Here is a 15,414-nt window from a genome sequence, read left to right as displayed (position 1 = left end):
CAAAAATCAATATATTTGGGGTACGTCAAGTTTACGTCAGCCAATTGAAGGGAATTATTATGAAGTATTTTGTCATCCTTTTTTTCATCCTCTCGACTTTGTTTTCATGCCGGCTCTGGGGCCAGGATCTGCTTGGTCTTCCCCTTGTCTATAATTATGGTAAATCTGTCTATCAGGGAGGGAGCCGTACTTGGGATATTAAACAGGATAGTCACGGTATCATGTATTTTGGCAATAGTGAAGGTCTGCTTACCTTTGATGGAAGATATTGGAAGACTTTCCCTCTGCCCAATCATACGAACATCCGCTCGCTATGGGTGGATGACAACGATCGCATTTATGTTGGAGGGCAGGGTGATTTTGGGTACTTTGAGCGCTCGGCACAAATGGGGCTGAAGTATACTTCACTAAGACATTTGGTCCCTCAAAAGTATCGTAACTTTGCCGATATCTGGAATACGGTTGGGTTGGGGCAATCTATTTTTTTTCGGGGTACAGATGTTATTTTTGAATTAAAAGGGCAAACAATACAATGTCATCCTGCTGCTGCTGAATGGTTCTATATCGGGAGGTCCGGAGACAGGTTATTTGCACAGGACAGGCAGCATGGTATTCTGGAATACCATGAGAATAAATGGATTCCTTATCTGCCGGATCTACCGTTTAAAAATACTAAAATAGCATCTATATTACCTTCGACAGCTAACCGTATGCTATTGTCGACTTTAAATAATGAGAGCTATGCCCTTCAAAATGGAAAATTAACTCCTCTCAATTTGTCGTCCTGGGATGGTAGTTATACACCATCCCTGGCGAAAATAGATGATTCTACCTTTGTATCCGGCAATGCGAAAGATGGTTGCCATATTCGAGATGTTCATGGCCATACCCTACAACGGATCGGTATTCGCGAAGGCCTGCACAACAAGAATGTCACAGCAGTCTTTGTCGACCGGCAAAAAAATATCTGGGTGGGGACAGATAACTTCATTTCCGTTATCAGCCATGGTAGTGCCATACGTTATTTCAGACCAAATTTGGAGAACGATGTGACTGGTTATTCGTCCCTGATTTTTAATCAACGGCTTTATCTTTCTTCTTCAAATGGCGTTTATCATGCAGCGATAGAACAGGGGATATCGGATCATAGCCGGTCTCCGGCCTCATTTTCGCTGCTCCAGCGGAGTGACGGGGGTGAGGCCTGGCGCCTCGAACAGCTTAATGGACGTCTGCTTTTGGGGCATAACAAAGGCCTTTTTGAGATCAGGGAAGGACATCTGCTACCGCTCTCACAGGACATAGGCACTTGGAGGCTTTTGCCCCTTAGCATGGTTTATCCTGTTGAAAATACATTGGTTGGCACTTATCAAGGGCTGGGATTACTGGGGTTTAAAGAAGGAAATTTTTTTTCAAGTGGACTGTTGAAAGGATTGTCAGACTCATTTCGTTTTCTTGAACAGGATGAACATGGAACAATTTGGGCTTCACATCCTTATAGAGGAATATATCGTATCCTGCTATCGTCGGACCGACGGTCGTATCATACCAAGCTTTATACAAAGAAGCATGGTCTGCCAGCCGACTACCAAAATTATGTATTCAAAGTTAAGAATCAAGTTGTGTTCGCGACCGAGAAAGGCCTATATCGATATGACTATGACCAAGAGAAATTTGTGCCTGCGGAACACTTTGCCGCCTTTAAAAATTTGACGATACGGTATTTGCAGGATGATCAGGATGGTAATGTTTGGTTCTGCACAAAAAAAATGGTGGGCGTTGGGAAATTTGACTCCAAACGTGGAAATTACCAGCTGATTAATTTTCCCGAAATTGAAGGTATGAACACCTCCGGATTTGAACATATTTATTGTTTTAATAGAAACAATATCTACATAGGTGCTGAAAAAGGCGTTATTCATATCAATTTTGATAAGTATATTAAACAGCCTTCTAAACCAGTGGCGATGTTGTCACGGGTCGTGGCGACCGGCAAGAAGGACAGTCTTATTTTTGCCGGCTACTTTTCGGAAGCGTTAACTACAAACGTAGAAAAATCTCCGGAACTGCCTTCTGAATTTAACGCTTTCCGATTTAATTTTTCTTCGCCGAGTTATGGGATTTATCAGCACCTGGAATTTAGTTATAAGCTTGTCGGTTATGATGAGCAGTGGTCCTCCTGGTCGTCCCAATCTGATAAATCCTATACGAACTTACAGGAAGGTCAATATACGTTTCTACTCAAGGTGCGAAACAATCTGAATCAGGAGTCAGCAGTTACATCTTACCGCTTTGTCGTACTACCACCATGGTACAAGACCATATGGGCAAAGATGCTGTACGGTCTACTTGCCGTTCTCTGTGTTATTGGACTTATGCGCTGGCAGCAACTACGGTGGACCAGACAACAACAGAAGCATGAGCAACAGATGGAACAGCTTCGTTATATCCATCAGCTGGAAATAGAAAAAAATGAAAAAGAGATTGTGAAACTGAATAACGAGAGGCTGGCAAACGAAGTGATCAATAAAACCAAGGAATTGGCAAGTACCAGCATGCAGCTGCTTGAAAATTCAGGTGCCCTAATCAAAATCAGGGATGAGCTGGCAAAACTTGATACTGGAGATGACGAGGATTCTAATTTGAGGCGCATCAATAACCTGCTCAAAGATATTGATAAAAACAGTGCGAACTGGAATCAGTTTGCCTCTCATTTCGACGAACTCAACGACGGTTTTTTGAACAAATTAAAGGCGAGACATCCTGGCTTATCGCGAAATGATCTTAAAGTATGCGCTTACCTCAAGCTTCATTTTACTTCCAAACAGATTGCGCAATTGCAGAATATTACTGTCAGAGGAGTTGAGATCCACCGCTATAGACTTCGAAAGAAACTGCAGATCGGTACGGAACTGTCTTTAAGTGATTATCTGAACACGCTTTAAGGATATGGGATATGGATGGAGCAGCAATACCCAAAAAGGAACTTTAGGAAGGAATCTTAGGATAGTTATATAAACTAATAGCGTCTTTGGCGTATTTAATGATAAGCAAAAGCTGCGCGTTATTTTAAAAAATCAGCATACCAGCGTCCGGAGGACTTTAGTATACGCTGTTGGCTTTCAAAATCTACATACACGAGTCCAAAACGTGGTCTATAGCCTTCTGCCCATTCAAAATTGTCTAAGAAAGTCCAAACGAAGTAACCGTCTACTCGTACACCTTCCTGTTTGGCCCTGTAAACCTGTTGGAGGGCCTGTTGTAGATATGCTGTTCTTCTGGGATCATTGACGAGGCCATTTTCAACGGTATCTGCAAATGCGGCACCATTTTCCGTAATGATGAGGGGGGGCATATTAGGGTAGGCGCCAAACTTTTTTAACACTTGATAAATCGATTCGGGATAGACTTCCCAGTTCATCTCTGTCATATCGACTTTCCGTTCTTTGGCGGATACAATCTTTGCCTGAAGGTAGGGGACAAACAGAGCATAGCGGATGATTTCGCGGGTATAATTTTGGATACCGATAAAATCCATGTTAAATCGTAATTCCTTCTCATCGTTTGGCTTCATATATTTTTCAATGCGGCGAAGAATGCTGATCTCCTCGGTTGGATACCCGAGCCCCAATAAGGGCTCTATAAATAGTCTATTGAGGAGTACATCCGCCTTTTTTGCTGCCACGATATCTTTACTTTTGTCGGAAAAGGGCTCGACATGAGAACAGGAGAACGTTGTACCTACATAGCTATCCGGCAATATAGATTTGATTATATGGCCTCCATAAGCCTGTGACAGCGCTGCATGATGCGTAGCGGCCAGAAAGTTGCCCAAGCCTTTCCGCTCCGGTGCATGTACACCAAAAAAATATCCTGCCGCAGTGAATACGGTGGGTTCATTCAACACCATCCAATGCTTCACACGATCGCCATAAGCACGGACGCACTTGGCGACAAATTCCCCAAACCACTCTTTCACATCGCGGTTTACCCAGCCTCCTCTTTTTTCGAGTGCATGCGGGAGATCCCAATGATAAAGGGTGACCCACGGCGTGATACCCAGTTCAAGCGAAAGATCAATCAGCCTATCGTAAAAATCTAACCCATAAGCGTTAATAGCTCCAGTCCCCTGTGGAATTATGCGACTCCAAGAAAGTGAAAACCGATAATTCGGGATATGCATATTTCGCATCAGCGATAGATCATCGCTGTACCGATGATAAAAGTCGCACGCTATATTGCCATGCTGATTCTGAAATATACGGTTCCTTTTTTGTACAAAGACATCCCAGATCGAAGGCCCTTTCCCATATAGATCATGTGCCCCCTCGATCTGATAAGCCGCGGTAGATACTCCCCAGATGAAATCTTTGCCAAAGGCATCTTTGGTTAAATGCATTTATCGTTAAAATAATTGCCGAATTACTTATCCAGCTTGATACGTTTACGTTTTATGGAATCGAAGCGGTGAATAGAAAGAACTGAATCGGCGTAAGAACATCCGTAATATCATCCGCTGGAAAAAATAGCTGATCGTCTTCATTTGTTTTTAATTATTTCCTGACTATATGAATTCTCCTATAATAAAGAAACGAAAACGGTATTACTTGGATATGAATTAATTATTAAAAGTAAGTAAATTCACTTTATATGCAATCAATACGCGGTCATGAAAAATTGGATTATTTTTGTACTTGCCCTTCAACGGCAGGTAGAAGCATGTCTCACAAGGTCTGTAACATAGGTTTCCCAAAAGAAAGCAAGGCGTTTCCCATCTGAACGCCCTGCTTATACTATAAAATCTTACCCTATTTAGAATATGCTTTTTGAGTACGTCTTGAGTTGCTTCTGAAGGGATTTCCGGGCCATATGTATACGTGTTTTCACTGTTCCTTCCGGAATCTGCAAGTGCTCGGCAATCTCATAGTATTTAAAACCTTCCAAAAACATTGCAAATGCGTTGTAGTGATCTTTAGGAAGACAATGGAGCGCATGTTGAATATCAGAAGCAACAAAATTGTTCTCACCTCTATTGCCGGTAATTTCGTTAGCATAGCCCATACTTATATATTCATTTCGGTAATTTTCCAGCCGTTTGTTGCGCGTATACTGATTGATATAGGTATTCTTCATGATGATATAAAGCCAGGACATCAATTTTGGGTGCTTCAAGAACTTTTCTATGGAAGATAGCGATCTCACCATGGTCTCCTGTACCAAGTCCTCTCTTTCGTCTGGATCATTGGTAAACTGCGCCGCTAAATATTTTAATGCAGGTCTTTTTTCTTTAAACAGTTGATCGATTGTGATATTTTCCATATGCTCTAATTTTAGTGTATATCAGTGCGTAAGTAACTACAATTAAGGTGCTAGAAAATTCAGCAAGCACCCACTGGACAAACTATAAAAAACTCAGCCAACTGAGTGCTTGAACTGTGTAAATGATTGTGTGACAATTTATTAATGGTTTGTTTCTTGCTCGTATGAGCATGAGGTTAAATCCGAATTAAGGTGTTTTTTACTTTAACAACAAGTGTTTTCCCAGAGTTTTATCCCCACCTTAATGGAGGCGAATACGTATTTATACGTAGTCCTTTAAAGGAGACAACTTTATGATTTTTTAAAAACAGTTGCTGCATGAAAACGGTTATTAGTTATAACATGAAAGCGAAATACTATGGGGGACGATAACAAAGGTATCTATATAGATCCGTCGCGGGCAGAACAGCGTCTGCAGGATACAAATCAACTATGGGAGGGAAGCCAGGAAGATTTTTATAAATCTATTATACGCAGTCAACAGGATGATCTGGGCCGGATAGGTCGTTACTTTCGTGATGAGCTTGCCCAAGAATTATACGGAATGCGGATCTCATTGCAAAATTTTACCAATAGACATGGTGACTTTGAAGAATTACGTTGCCTTCGGGATGCGTTGACCACGCTCGTAATAGAACTGCGCAACAAAGCTGTTTTACTGTATAATCCGATTTTGAATGATCTGGGGATCTTTCATGCAGTAGACGAGGTCGTGGCGTCTTACAAGCAGCGACTGGGTTTATCTATTGATATCCTGCTTGATCCAAACCTTAAAGAAATGCCACATTATATGCAAGTTCATCTTTTCAAACTTCTGACTACATTGTTTGAATATCTGAAAGATGAACTTACCGTACAAGCCATTTCCTTATCGGTTCAGCTTATCGATTTTGCAGTCATTATCAAAGTACTTCCTTATTTTCGAAAGGATGGCTCAAGAGCTAGTGCCAAAACGAGTAGTTCTCCTTTGCGATTACGAAAAATCGCGGAGCTATACAGCGCAGATATCCTCAATGAAACGGTAGAAACAGGTATTTTATTGAAATTAACGATTTAAAAAAACAATGATAAAAATCTTATTGGTGGAGGACCACATGGTGGTACGTAACGGCATTAAGTTACTACTGGAATCGCAAGACGACTTTGAGGTAGTAGGAGAAGCGTCAAACGGTCGTGAAGCACTGAACTTCTTGTATACCCATACTTCTCCCGATATCGTTTTAACAGATATCAGTATGGAGGAGATGGACGGCATGGAACTTTTGCAGCAGTTGAAAGAGGCTTATCCGGATGTCAAAGTCGTTATCCTATCTATGTTAAACCAAATTAACTATGTGATCGAGGCGTTTGAATATGGCCTTGCGGGATATTTGGTCAAGAATGTCGGTTATAACGAGCTACTATTTGCTTTGAAGCACATTGCCACCGGAGGGCGTTATATGAGTGAGGAGATTTCGATGTTGTTGCTAGAACAAGTGCGTTCAGGGCAAACGTATATACAATCATCTACGGTTTTACAAATGGACTTCGATATTTCCGAACGTGAACTGGAAGTTCTGAAATTAATTGCCGAAGGATACACGAATATAGAGATCGCCGATAAAATATTTTTGAGCAAGCGCACCGTCGAAGGACATCGCCAGAATTTAATAGAAAAGGCTGGGGTGAAGAATACAGCACATTTGGTAAAATTTGCTTTTGAACACGGCATTTTAAATTAAAAGTCTATTCGTATTGGTTGTCTAAGATAATGGTGCTACGTCAGTAGTTTGTTGCAGGCAATTGCACAAGCCTCACAGGCCTTGGCACAGGCCTGACAATGGATATTCTTGTGTTGGTAACATTCTGTTGCACAGTTGGAACAGATCTCAGCGCAAATGCTCAGCAGCTTCTTAGCATAGAAACTTTCCATGGACATCAATTGTGCGAGCATGGAACAAATGGTTGAACACTCCATACTCAGGGCAATGCATTGGGCCAGGACCGCGATATCTTTTTCCGCTGTGCATCTCATAACACAGTGCTGACACGCCGTTAAACACCTCCAGCAAGCTTCGATGCAATCCTGATGTAATTGTATATTCATGACTGTCTTTAGTTATAGATAAAAGCTAACGTGTCGATTGCGCAGCCACAAGGCAGTCAGCAAGATACTTCCGTATCTGATCAACATCTTCCTGCGTGATTTTTCCCGATTGCAATTTATTTAATAGCTCGTTTTTAATGTCAGTGATTGCGTGCTCTTTATCCATTGCTTCCGCGGCTGTTTTAACGTTAATACGGTCCACAATTGTGCGTCCCAGCTTTCTGTATAGTTTTTTTGCTTCCTCATTGGACAGTACCGGTGCAGGTATATTAGCCACAGCCTCATTGGCTGCAGCGATATTCGCGTAAACAACGGCCTCTGTGTTTTTTGCAGCTGCGTCTTCAGCCGTCGCCATTGCATCTTCGGAGGCTAGGGCAGCTTTTTCTTCAGCATGTTGCATCCGGTCTTCAGCTTTCTGTTGTGGAGTCTGGTTATCACATGCCATTACCAACACGATGCTGGTGACAAATGGAAGAATCATAGAAATTCGTGTCATAACACATGCATTTAAAGTTTTATAAATAGTCCATATTATTTTAAATAGAACAGGTGTAGACAGTAAAACGTTTTTTATTTTAGTCCAACTAACATCGTCCGGCTATGGTTCTTTGGGTAAATATTGTTTCATATTTAAAAATCAGCTCATGAAAACACAAACTAATTTCAAGACTACACGTACTGGTAAAGGCAATACGGTGCTCAATAAGAATAATCTTGATAGCAGAGAGTCGACCGAAAATATGTTTAAAGGCGAGGATATAACACACAACAAAAAAGAAATCAGAAGCGAAAACAAGAAAAAAGATACAAAATGATTATTAATTGATACGATTGTACCCCGTGCTACTGAAATAATTTAGCCAATTTAGGGTATGACTTATATCCTTCAGCAAATAAAAAAGATCGTTCCATTGCTTTTCATTGGTTACGCACTGGTGTCCTTGTGCTCTTCAAAAGATGCTCAGCCGTTTGACTTTGCCACATCGCATGTGTCGGGACTCTCTTCTGAAAAAGAAAACGGGATTTTTCAGGCAGATCCCACCATTTTCTATTACAAAGGCTATTATTACCTTTATGGTACAAATGGCGACGCTGATAGCCTTAAAGGATTCAAAGTCTATCGATCAGCAGATCTACACCATTGGACTGGTCCAATAGGAGCGAACGCGGGTTTCGCTTTAATTAGTAAGGATGTATTTGGGACAGTAGGATTTTGGGCTCCGCAGGTTTGGGAGGAAAACGGACGGTTCTACATGGCTTATACCGCAAATGAAAACATTGCGATTGCAGAAAGCGATTCACCGATCGGCCCCTTTAAGCAAGAGACAGCCAAACCTATTATTGCGGAAGGCAAGCAGATTGATCCTTTCGTATTTGTAGACAAAGATGAAAAAAAGTATTTATTCCATGTCCGGCTCACTGATGGAAACCGAATATTTATAGCCGAACTAAAAGATGATTATTCAGGTATTAAGGAAGAGACGCTTAAAGAGTGTCTTCATGCGGAACATGGCTGGGAAAATTCAGCCGCTGTGACGTGGACCGTGAGTGAGGGACCTACCATACAACGTTTCGGTGAACTATACTACATGTTCTATTCAGCTAATGATTTTAGGAATCCCGACTACGCTGTGGGCGTGGCTGTTGCGAAGCAGGTTTATGGGCCATGGACCAAGCTCGAAGGAAATCCTTTCCTAAGCCGAAGGAACAGTGGTTTTTCTGGAACTGGTCACGGTGATTTATTCCGAAGCGGAGAACAGTGGTATTATGTTTGCCATACCCATTATTCGAATTCTCTGGTAGCCCCTCGGCGGACCGCGATCATACCAGTTGATTTTGTGGCAAATAGTAGAAACCTATTGGTGCCGAAGTTTAATGGTGAAAAATTTAGACTGTTGGAAGCCGAGGACCGTTGAACTCTCAAAGATTCCACGCTGCTATTACCAGATGAAGAGCAGAGAAATTCTAATTGGAAAAATATTATTCAACAATGGGACTGGGGTGATTTCGAAGAAACATCCAATCATCCCCGAACTGCCCCGCAAGACCGAAGCTGAGGTACAATCCACCGGATAATAAATGAGTTTGTCTTCCAATTGTTAGATCAGGTAGACAGAGATCCGGTCTATGCGGCTTAGATCGGAATATGAATCCAACTAAGGTAAGCTAATCAGTCTTTTTGGGAATTGCCGGATTTTCGACATTTTCGTCCCAATCCAAATCATCGTCTTGACGATTACGGCTGGCCTCCTGAGGCGCCTCGCGCTCCATTTTCCCGGGCTTGGAGTTCTCGGCTTCTTTGTCATTTGAGTCCTTTGTTTCAGGTCCGTTGAATAATCGCTTTCCAAACCACCTATTGCTGAAATAGTATGCAATAATTAAACCTTGTTTTACTATCGTATGCTTTACAATGCTTTCCATCTGATATTGAATTTTGATAGGGGTGCGCTTGATGCAAGCCTTCACTTATCCATAGAACAACTTTGATTGGCGATTGGTTTAACGTAGTCGTGTCTGATAACGGCAATTTTACATATTCATAAAAACCACATAGCAGGAACGGCGGTGCTCATACTGATGTTCTGAAACGGAAGAAGTTATGCAAGTAAGACTTATATTGAGTGTTATCGCGCTGATTGTTGATGTACAAACAGAAAAAACGACCGAAGCGCTGAATACTGGTAATTCCAATGAATGGTATACAGAGCCAGGGGTGTGGCTTTTTGTATTCATTTTTATTTTTGTCATGACACTGGTAATTGTAAGAAAGTACCAGAAGAAAAAAGAGTGATGTAAAATAGAGGATCAAAATCCATTTTGCTGTTTATTATAAGTCATTCAGCATATGATCCGGAAAAGGTTTGACGATAGGAAAGTAAAGGTGTACTATTGTGCCTTCGTTTACTTGGGAATTAATTTCTATACGTCCACCCAGCCGTTCCATGATGCGTTTGACAAGGGACAGACCGATTCCTGTTCCCTGTATATTACCCACATTATCGGCTCTCGAAAACATCTCATAGATATGTGGCAAATGTGCAGAAGGGATGCCGATGCCATTATCAATAACACAGTAATGGGTGTGTTCATCCTCAAGGATACTTTCGATTCGGACAGTGGGATTGTCTGCCTGAGCTGAGTATTTAATGGCATTCACAATCAGATTGGTGAATATTTGATAAACCGCACTTTTTTCACCCCACACTGGGAAGAGCTGTCCGAAAGATGGCTGACAATTGGTAGCGTTGTAAAGGGTTTTGTTTTCCTGAAAAATCCGCTGAATGGTATATGAAAGTGGCAGAGGCTCCTTGTCCAGAGCATTGGCACGGTGCTGGCTGAGCTGGACCATATTGTTGATAATGTCTTCAATATTACTGATGCTGCGATTAAAATTCTGATACCATTTATTGGATTTGGTCCTGTCCATATTGTCAGTATGCTGTTGCAAAAACTGTATACCCATTTTCAGAATCGAGAGTGGATTTTTTAAATCATGTGATAGCGTATAGGTAAACATTTCCAGTTCGTTGTTTAAGCTGAGTAGCTCTTCATTAAGGAGCTGTCGCTCTTTAAGCTTTCTGAATATCGACTCTTTAATGATGTGGTTGAGTCGAAGCACAAAATTGATTTCGGCATCATTCCACGGTCTGGCTGTATCATATTGGATATCTTCCGAAATTCTGAGCCCCTGACTGTCCTGCATTTTGAGTTGAATGACACGGCTCTCCTCTTCTTTTCTGAACCAGACCAGATAATAATCATTTTCCAAACCTATTTTAAGGTACATTAGACCAGCAAAATTCAGTTTTTCACGAAACGTAGGCTGATGGTTTAGTCTGAAATTATAGTCTTTAAATAGTGCTTTATCTGTATGTTGCTGTAGGAAATGGACGATTTCATAAAATTGTGACTTCGGAGGTACCTGTCCGTAATGAAATACATCCCCTTGGTTGAAAATCGCCAGTCCGTCGGCATGAACAAGCTGGGTCAGGATATCCATATGCTGTACTAGTGCGCAGTTGACCATCATATTTTCTGACAGACTTTTCTTTAATTCATCCTCAGCAATTTTGAGCAGCTCTGATCGCTCGAGTAGATTTTGTTTGATATGGCTTTCATACTTGCTAGCCGCTGCTTGTATCGCGAAAGCGCAGAGTTTACGTTGTTGTAAGTCGATCTGTTTTTTCTTCGTATGCCGTGCGATGACCAGGCCCCAAAATTGCCCATCGATACAGATGCGGAAAAAGAGTGCACTTTTGGCATTGATCTGCTGGAGGAAAAGCTGATGGAGAGCGGGGATCGGCTGGAGCAAACTCGAAACTGTGTCTAGATCTTCTTCTATATAAATAAAGTTCTGTTGATTTTCGTCGATATGCGGGACATAGCGATAAGAATAAGCGCTGTAATATGCTATCACATCAGGAGGCATAAAATCACGGGAAAACGCCTTATTTCTATAGCAGGCAGTGCCGTCTGCTGTGTGTTCTGCAATGACTTTGCTGAAACCAGTTTCTTGGATCTGTAAAACGAAAACATGGTCGTAACCTAATAGTTTATTGATTGCGAAACATACGCGCTCCCAGCTATCAGGATGAATTGTATCGAGCAGAAAGTTGAACTCGTTTATCTTTTTGGCTGATATGTATTTTTTATGTTGCCTTTCCCATTCAACATATAGAAAACTCTGATGGTTTCGAAATTTAAAATATAAACGTTCGCCATCTACCTTTAATGGTAAGATATGCCGAGACTGGCCGCTTTCACGGAACTCGTTAATAGCGTTTTGGATTTTTACAGCATTGTCACCAAATACATTTGAAAAACCAGCCAGGAACTTTCTGCCTAATAGCGCAGTACTAGCGAATTTTGTTTTCTTTGCCGCTTGGTCACTAACACCGACAATATGGTCATGTTGGTCTAAGACCAGGAGACAGCCGAAATGCTGAAGTTTGATGGTCTTAAGATCGCAAGTTTGAAAAATAGTCTCCATATTCGCCAAAAACTCCTTGTACTATCATAAATGTACAAAAAAATTACAACAATACCGGATTATTTTCCAACCAGTTGTCGTATTTTTTATTATAATGGGGAATAATTTGACGTCAAATTAAAATCAGCAGGCAGCGCCTGATAGTCTAACAGCGATGTGAAAACTATCTTTGACTGACGCTATTGGCTAGACCTTTAACCAGCGATTTCCATTGCGGATATGATGCGCCAACTTTAGCCCCCAAACCGATAATAAAGTTTCTGATGTTGTCTGTCAGATGGCTATTTTCAACATTAACAATTTCATTTCTTCCTGCATATTGTATGAGAATACTGTTTCTCCGCTGCTCGATTAGAAAGGTGGACGAAGAAACTCCTTCAAAAAAGTGGGCTGTATCTCTATTGTCGGGATGTCTAGGATCCGGGCATGGTTTGAGTGTTAGCGCATAAAGCTTTAATTCTTCGGTACCCTCATCGACAATATTGACCACAGTTACCCAGTCGTAACCATCGCTGCTCGGTAATCCAGGGCCAGGTATATCTAACCGGATATAGTCATGTAGTTGGATAGGGCGGTCTATAGGCTGCCCGCTTCGGTCGGTCAGTTGAAACGTAGTGGCTGGGATTTCTGCCAGTTCATACCACTGGTTGACACGTGCGAGATGTGCGCAGACAGTGTCAAAGGCATGGCTTGCTGCCGCTGTACTCTCAAAATCGACAGTTTCAAAACAGTCGAGCTTTTTACCTTCTTTTTGTTCCGGGATGATATTTTTCATGTTTTTTGTAGAGAACATAGCTCGCTTAGATTTAGTTTGGCGGAGAATCGCCAGTGTTGTATTAATCATACACTCTTTGTGTAGATCCCACATCAGGAACCAGAAGCTTTATCATTGGGATTCCAATAGATTGAGGTTTTCTCAGTACGTTAACCTAAACTAGCCCGTAACTTTGCAAGCAAATCGTCTGCCTTTGTATTTTCGACTTTAATTTTTCTGATTGTCGGTCGCTTACCTTTATCTTTTTGTTTGATGATCTTCATCAGATCTTCCATGTATTCATTTTTGTATTTGCTGATATCAAAACTAGAACTGTGCTGCTGGATCAATTGTGTAGCCATATCCATTTCCGCTTTCTGAATTTTGACTGAGGTGGGCAATTTAAGTTCATCGAGCTCCCTGATTTCTTGTTGATATCTTATCTTATTGAGGACAAGTGCATTCTGGTATGGTTTGATGATAGCAAGATGTTCGACATTGCGCATGACAAAAGCTCCGAGGCCCGCGGTCTTTGTTTTGTCCAGAGCTTTGACCAGCAGCTGATAGGCTTTTTCACCGCCCTTTTGAGGCTCTAGATAATATGGAGTCTCGAAATAGATGCTATCAATATCTGACAATTTAACAAATGTATGCAGATTGACCATCTTTGTTTTTTCTGGACTGGCATCTTCAAAATCAGCGTCCTCAAGGACCACATAATGATCTTTCATAAAATACCCTTTGACGATATTATCCCATTTTACTTCCTTACCTGTCTGTTCGTTTACCCGTTTGAATTTAATATTGGCCAGATCTTTACGGTCGAGCATATCAAGATCCAAACTGCTGCTTTCCGTTGCGCTGTATAATTTTATTGGAATGTTTACCAAGCCGAATCCGATTGCTCCTGTCCAAATTGCTCGCATATTTAGCTTCGATTTTAGTTAATAAATCTTTGATAGTGATGTTTAGACTAATAACTCGTATAAACCCCGAAAAGTTTAGACTTTGAAAAAAAACTTTTCCGTTGTGAAGTGGTTATAATGACGATTGCTGAATTTATTATGGACTTGAAATCACATGAACCATTTTGGATGGTTAAAAATGGCCTGTTGGCAAGCTACCCCTCGTTGCATGAAAACAAATCCTGCGATATTCTGATTGTGGGCGGGGGCATTACCGGTGCTTTAATTGCCCATCAATGTGTGTCAATGGGCAAAAAATGTATTGTTATTGATAAGCGAGAACTTGTAAACGGAAGTTCTGCCGCCACAACATCGATGCTACAGTATGAAATCGATATGCCACTTTACAAATTGAAGGAGCTCATCGGCGCAACTGGAGCACTCGCCAGTTACAGGGCATGCAGCGAGGCTATCGATACCCTCGGACAGCTTTCGAAAGAGATCGGATCCAAAGCAGGCTTCCGCAGAAAAGATTCTCTTTATTATGCCTCTCGCAAGAAGGATGTCGCTTGGCTAAAGACAGAATTTGAAGCGCGGAAAGCTGCCGGATTTGATGTGCAATGGTTATCGGAAGAGCAGATCAGATCTCGTTATGACCTGACGGGAGCCTATGGCGGAATTATATCCAAGCAGGGGGGCAGTATGGATGCGTTTTGCTTTGCCCATGAGCTATTCCGCCATAATGCAGAAAAAGGTCTAGAAATTTTCGATAAAACAGAGCTTTTGTCAGTCCAATGTAATGCACGCAGCAATTTGGTCCGTGTGTCTACCGGTGTGGAGATCAGTGCAAAAAAAATCGTCTATTGTACCGGTTTTGAGACAGTACAATTGATTCCGGAGCGATTTGTGAAGTTGCTGAGCACTTTTGCTATTGTCTCTGAGGTCGACCCTATATTGTATAAACAGTATAATGATTTGTTGGTCTGGAATACCTCAGACCCGTATTTATATATGCGGACAACGGATGACTGTCGATTTTTGATAGGAGGTGAAGATGAGGAATTCCAGGACGCAAAAAAAAGAGATGCATTGATTGAACAAAAGTGTTTAAAACTGGAGAAGTCTTTTCATAAGATTTTTAACAGGGATTTTTATCGCGATTTTAACTGGGCGGGCACTTTTGGTGCGACGAAAGATGGTCTACCATATATTGGAGAGCACAAAAAATATAAGAACAGCTATTTTGTGTGTGGCTTTGGCGGAAACGGTATTACGTTTTCCGTTGCTGCGATGGACATGGTGTGTCACTGGATAAACAACAAAAAACATCCGCTTTCTGAATGGTTTCGTTTTGGTCGGTAGT

Annotated in this window: 15 protein-coding genes; 8 read left to right on the top strand and 7 right to left on the bottom strand. The window is 41.5% G+C overall.

What is annotated here, in order from left to right; all coding sequences use genetic code 11:
- The first annotated feature begins 59 nt into the window (after positions 1 to 59).
- The gene (locus K7A41_RS18830; protein WP_265714910.1) at positions 60 to 2,942 is read left to right on the top strand and encodes a two-component regulator propeller domain-containing protein; all 2,883 of its coding nucleotides are present in this window, start codon (positions 60 to 62) and stop codon (positions 2,940 to 2,942) included.
- A gap of 119 nt (positions 2,943 to 3,061) precedes the next feature.
- Here the strand turns inward: K7A41_RS18830 and K7A41_RS18825 are convergent, their stop codons facing one another.
- The gene (locus tag K7A41_RS18825; protein WP_265714909.1) at positions 3,062 to 4,396 is read right to left on the bottom strand and encodes a GH1 family beta-glucosidase; all 1,335 of its coding nucleotides are present in this window, start codon (positions 4,394 to 4,396) and stop codon (positions 3,062 to 3,064) included.
- Between the two features lie 413 nt (positions 4,397 to 4,809).
- The gene (locus K7A41_RS18820; RefSeq protein ID WP_028069543.1) at positions 4,810 to 5,316 is read right to left on the bottom strand and encodes an RNA polymerase sigma factor; all 507 of its coding nucleotides are present in this window, start codon (positions 5,314 to 5,316) and stop codon (positions 4,810 to 4,812) included.
- Positions 5,317 to 5,674: 358 nt separating this feature from the next.
- On the opposite strand from K7A41_RS18820, the gene K7A41_RS18815 reads away from it, so the two are divergent.
- Together K7A41_RS18815 and K7A41_RS18810 are read left to right on the top strand one after the other, a co-directional pair.
- Positions 5,675 to 6,373, top strand: coding sequence for a hypothetical protein (locus K7A41_RS18815; RefSeq protein WP_028069544.1), 699 nt, complete (start codon positions 5,675 to 5,677; stop codon positions 6,371 to 6,373).
- 7 nt (positions 6,374 to 6,380) lie between these two features.
- Positions 6,381 to 7,037, top strand: a complete 657-nt coding sequence (locus tag K7A41_RS18810) for a response regulator transcription factor (protein WP_028069545.1) — start codon at positions 6,381 to 6,383, stop codon at positions 7,035 to 7,037.
- 390 nt (positions 7,038 to 7,427) lie between these two features.
- On the opposite strand, the gene K7A41_RS18805 is transcribed toward K7A41_RS18810, so the two are convergent.
- Positions 7,428 to 7,898, bottom strand: a complete 471-nt coding sequence (locus tag K7A41_RS18805) for a hypothetical protein (RefSeq protein WP_265714908.1) — start codon at positions 7,896 to 7,898, stop codon at positions 7,428 to 7,430.
- Positions 7,899 to 8,046: 148 nt separating this feature from the next.
- On the opposite strand from K7A41_RS18805, the gene K7A41_RS18800 reads away from it, so the two are divergent.
- From K7A41_RS18800 to K7A41_RS18790, 3 genes are read left to right on the top strand one after another with little or no spacing between them, the layout of a single operon-like run.
- Positions 8,047 to 8,217, top strand: coding sequence for a hypothetical protein (locus tag K7A41_RS18800; RefSeq protein WP_160169482.1), 171 nt, complete (start codon positions 8,047 to 8,049; stop codon positions 8,215 to 8,217).
- A gap of 57 nt (positions 8,218 to 8,274) precedes the next feature.
- On the top strand, positions 8,275 to 9,318 hold the full coding sequence (locus K7A41_RS18795; RefSeq protein WP_265714907.1) for a glycoside hydrolase family 43 protein: 1,044 nt from the start codon (positions 8,275 to 8,277) through the stop codon (positions 9,316 to 9,318).
- Positions 9,319 to 9,349: 31 nt separating this feature from the next.
- On the top strand, positions 9,350 to 9,478 hold the full coding sequence (locus tag K7A41_RS18790) for a hypothetical protein (RefSeq protein ID WP_262709473.1): 129 nt from the start codon (positions 9,350 to 9,352) through the stop codon (positions 9,476 to 9,478).
- 90 nt (positions 9,479 to 9,568) lie between these two features.
- On the opposite strand, the gene K7A41_RS18785 is transcribed toward K7A41_RS18790, so the two are convergent.
- Positions 9,569 to 9,823, bottom strand: coding sequence for a hypothetical protein (locus K7A41_RS18785; protein ID WP_265714906.1), 255 nt, complete (start codon positions 9,821 to 9,823; stop codon positions 9,569 to 9,571).
- A gap of 178 nt (positions 9,824 to 10,001) precedes the next feature.
- Between K7A41_RS18785 and K7A41_RS18780 the strand changes: the two genes are divergently transcribed.
- Complete coding sequence (locus K7A41_RS18780) at positions 10,002 to 10,193, top strand: hypothetical protein (protein ID WP_028069548.1); 192 nt, start codon at positions 10,002 to 10,004, stop codon at positions 10,191 to 10,193.
- Positions 10,194 to 10,229: 36 nt separating this feature from the next.
- On the opposite strand, the gene K7A41_RS18775 is transcribed toward K7A41_RS18780, so the two are convergent.
- From K7A41_RS18775 to K7A41_RS18765, 3 genes are all read right to left on the bottom strand, one after another.
- A complete protein-coding gene (locus tag K7A41_RS18775) occupies positions 10,230 to 12,392 on the bottom strand; it encodes an ATP-binding protein (RefSeq protein ID WP_265714905.1) in 2,163 nt (720 codons plus the stop codon).
- Positions 12,393 to 12,555: 163 nt separating this feature from the next.
- A complete protein-coding gene (locus K7A41_RS18770) occupies positions 12,556 to 13,167 on the bottom strand; it encodes a hypothetical protein (protein ID WP_138096972.1) in 612 nt (203 codons plus the stop codon).
- Between the two features lie 149 nt (positions 13,168 to 13,316).
- Positions 13,317 to 14,072 carry a Ku protein gene (locus K7A41_RS18765; protein ID WP_028069550.1) on the bottom strand — a complete coding sequence of 252 codons (756 nt, stop codon included), beginning with the start codon at positions 14,070 to 14,072 and terminating at the stop codon, positions 13,317 to 13,319.
- Between the two features lie 138 nt (positions 14,073 to 14,210).
- Here K7A41_RS18765 and K7A41_RS18760 point away from each other — a divergent pair, with 138 nt between their 5' ends.
- Positions 14,211 to 15,413, top strand: a complete 1,203-nt coding sequence (locus tag K7A41_RS18760) for an NAD(P)/FAD-dependent oxidoreductase (RefSeq protein WP_265714904.1) — start codon at positions 14,211 to 14,213, stop codon at positions 15,411 to 15,413.
- Position 15,414 lies beyond the last annotated feature (1 nt).

The sequence above is a fragment of the Sphingobacterium sp. InxBP1 genome (assembly GCF_026191775.1).
GTDB lineage: Bacteria > Bacteroidota > Bacteroidia > Sphingobacteriales > Sphingobacteriaceae > Sphingobacterium > Sphingobacterium thalpophilum.
This window is presented reverse-complemented; position numbering and strand designations above follow the sequence as displayed.

Coding starts and splice junctions, on each gene's coding strand:
- K7A41_RS18795 (WP_265714907.1), top strand. CDS start 8,275: ATGACTTATATCCTTCAGCAAATAAAAAAGATCGTTCCATTGCTTTTC.
- K7A41_RS18815 (WP_028069544.1), top strand. CDS start 5,675: ATGGGGGACGATAACAAAGGTATCTATATAGATCCGTCGCGGGCAGAA.
- K7A41_RS18805 (WP_265714908.1), bottom strand. CDS start 7,898: ATGACACGAATTTCTATGATTCTTCCATTTGTCACCAGCATCGTGTTG.
- K7A41_RS18760 (WP_265714904.1), top strand. CDS start 14,211: ATGGACTTGAAATCACATGAACCATTTTGGATGGTTAAAAATGGCCTG.
- K7A41_RS18790 (WP_262709473.1), top strand. CDS start 9,350: ATGAAGAGCAGAGAAATTCTAATTGGAAAAATATTATTCAACAATGGG.
- K7A41_RS18800 (WP_160169482.1), top strand. CDS start 8,047: ATGAAAACACAAACTAATTTCAAGACTACACGTACTGGTAAAGGCAAT.
- K7A41_RS18810 (WP_028069545.1), top strand. CDS start 6,381: ATGATAAAAATCTTATTGGTGGAGGACCACATGGTGGTACGTAACGGC.
- K7A41_RS18820 (WP_028069543.1), bottom strand. CDS start 5,316: ATGGAAAATATCACAATCGATCAACTGTTTAAAGAAAAAAGACCTGCA.
- K7A41_RS18780 (WP_028069548.1), top strand. CDS start 10,002: ATGCAAGTAAGACTTATATTGAGTGTTATCGCGCTGATTGTTGATGTA.
- K7A41_RS18830 (WP_265714910.1), top strand. CDS start 60: ATGAAGTATTTTGTCATCCTTTTTTTCATCCTCTCGACTTTGTTTTCA.
- K7A41_RS18775 (WP_265714905.1), bottom strand. CDS start 12,392: ATGGAGACTATTTTTCAAACTTGCGATCTTAAGACCATCAAACTTCAG.
- K7A41_RS18765 (WP_028069550.1), bottom strand. CDS start 14,072: ATGCGAGCAATTTGGACAGGAGCAATCGGATTCGGCTTGGTAAACATT.
- K7A41_RS18825 (WP_265714909.1), bottom strand. CDS start 4,396: ATGCATTTAACCAAAGATGCCTTTGGCAAAGATTTCATCTGGGGAGTA.
- K7A41_RS18770 (WP_138096972.1), bottom strand. CDS start 13,167: ATGAAAAATATCATCCCGGAACAAAAAGAAGGTAAAAAGCTCGACTGT.
- K7A41_RS18785 (WP_265714906.1), bottom strand. CDS start 9,823: ATGGAAAGCATTGTAAAGCATACGATAGTAAAACAAGGTTTAATTATT.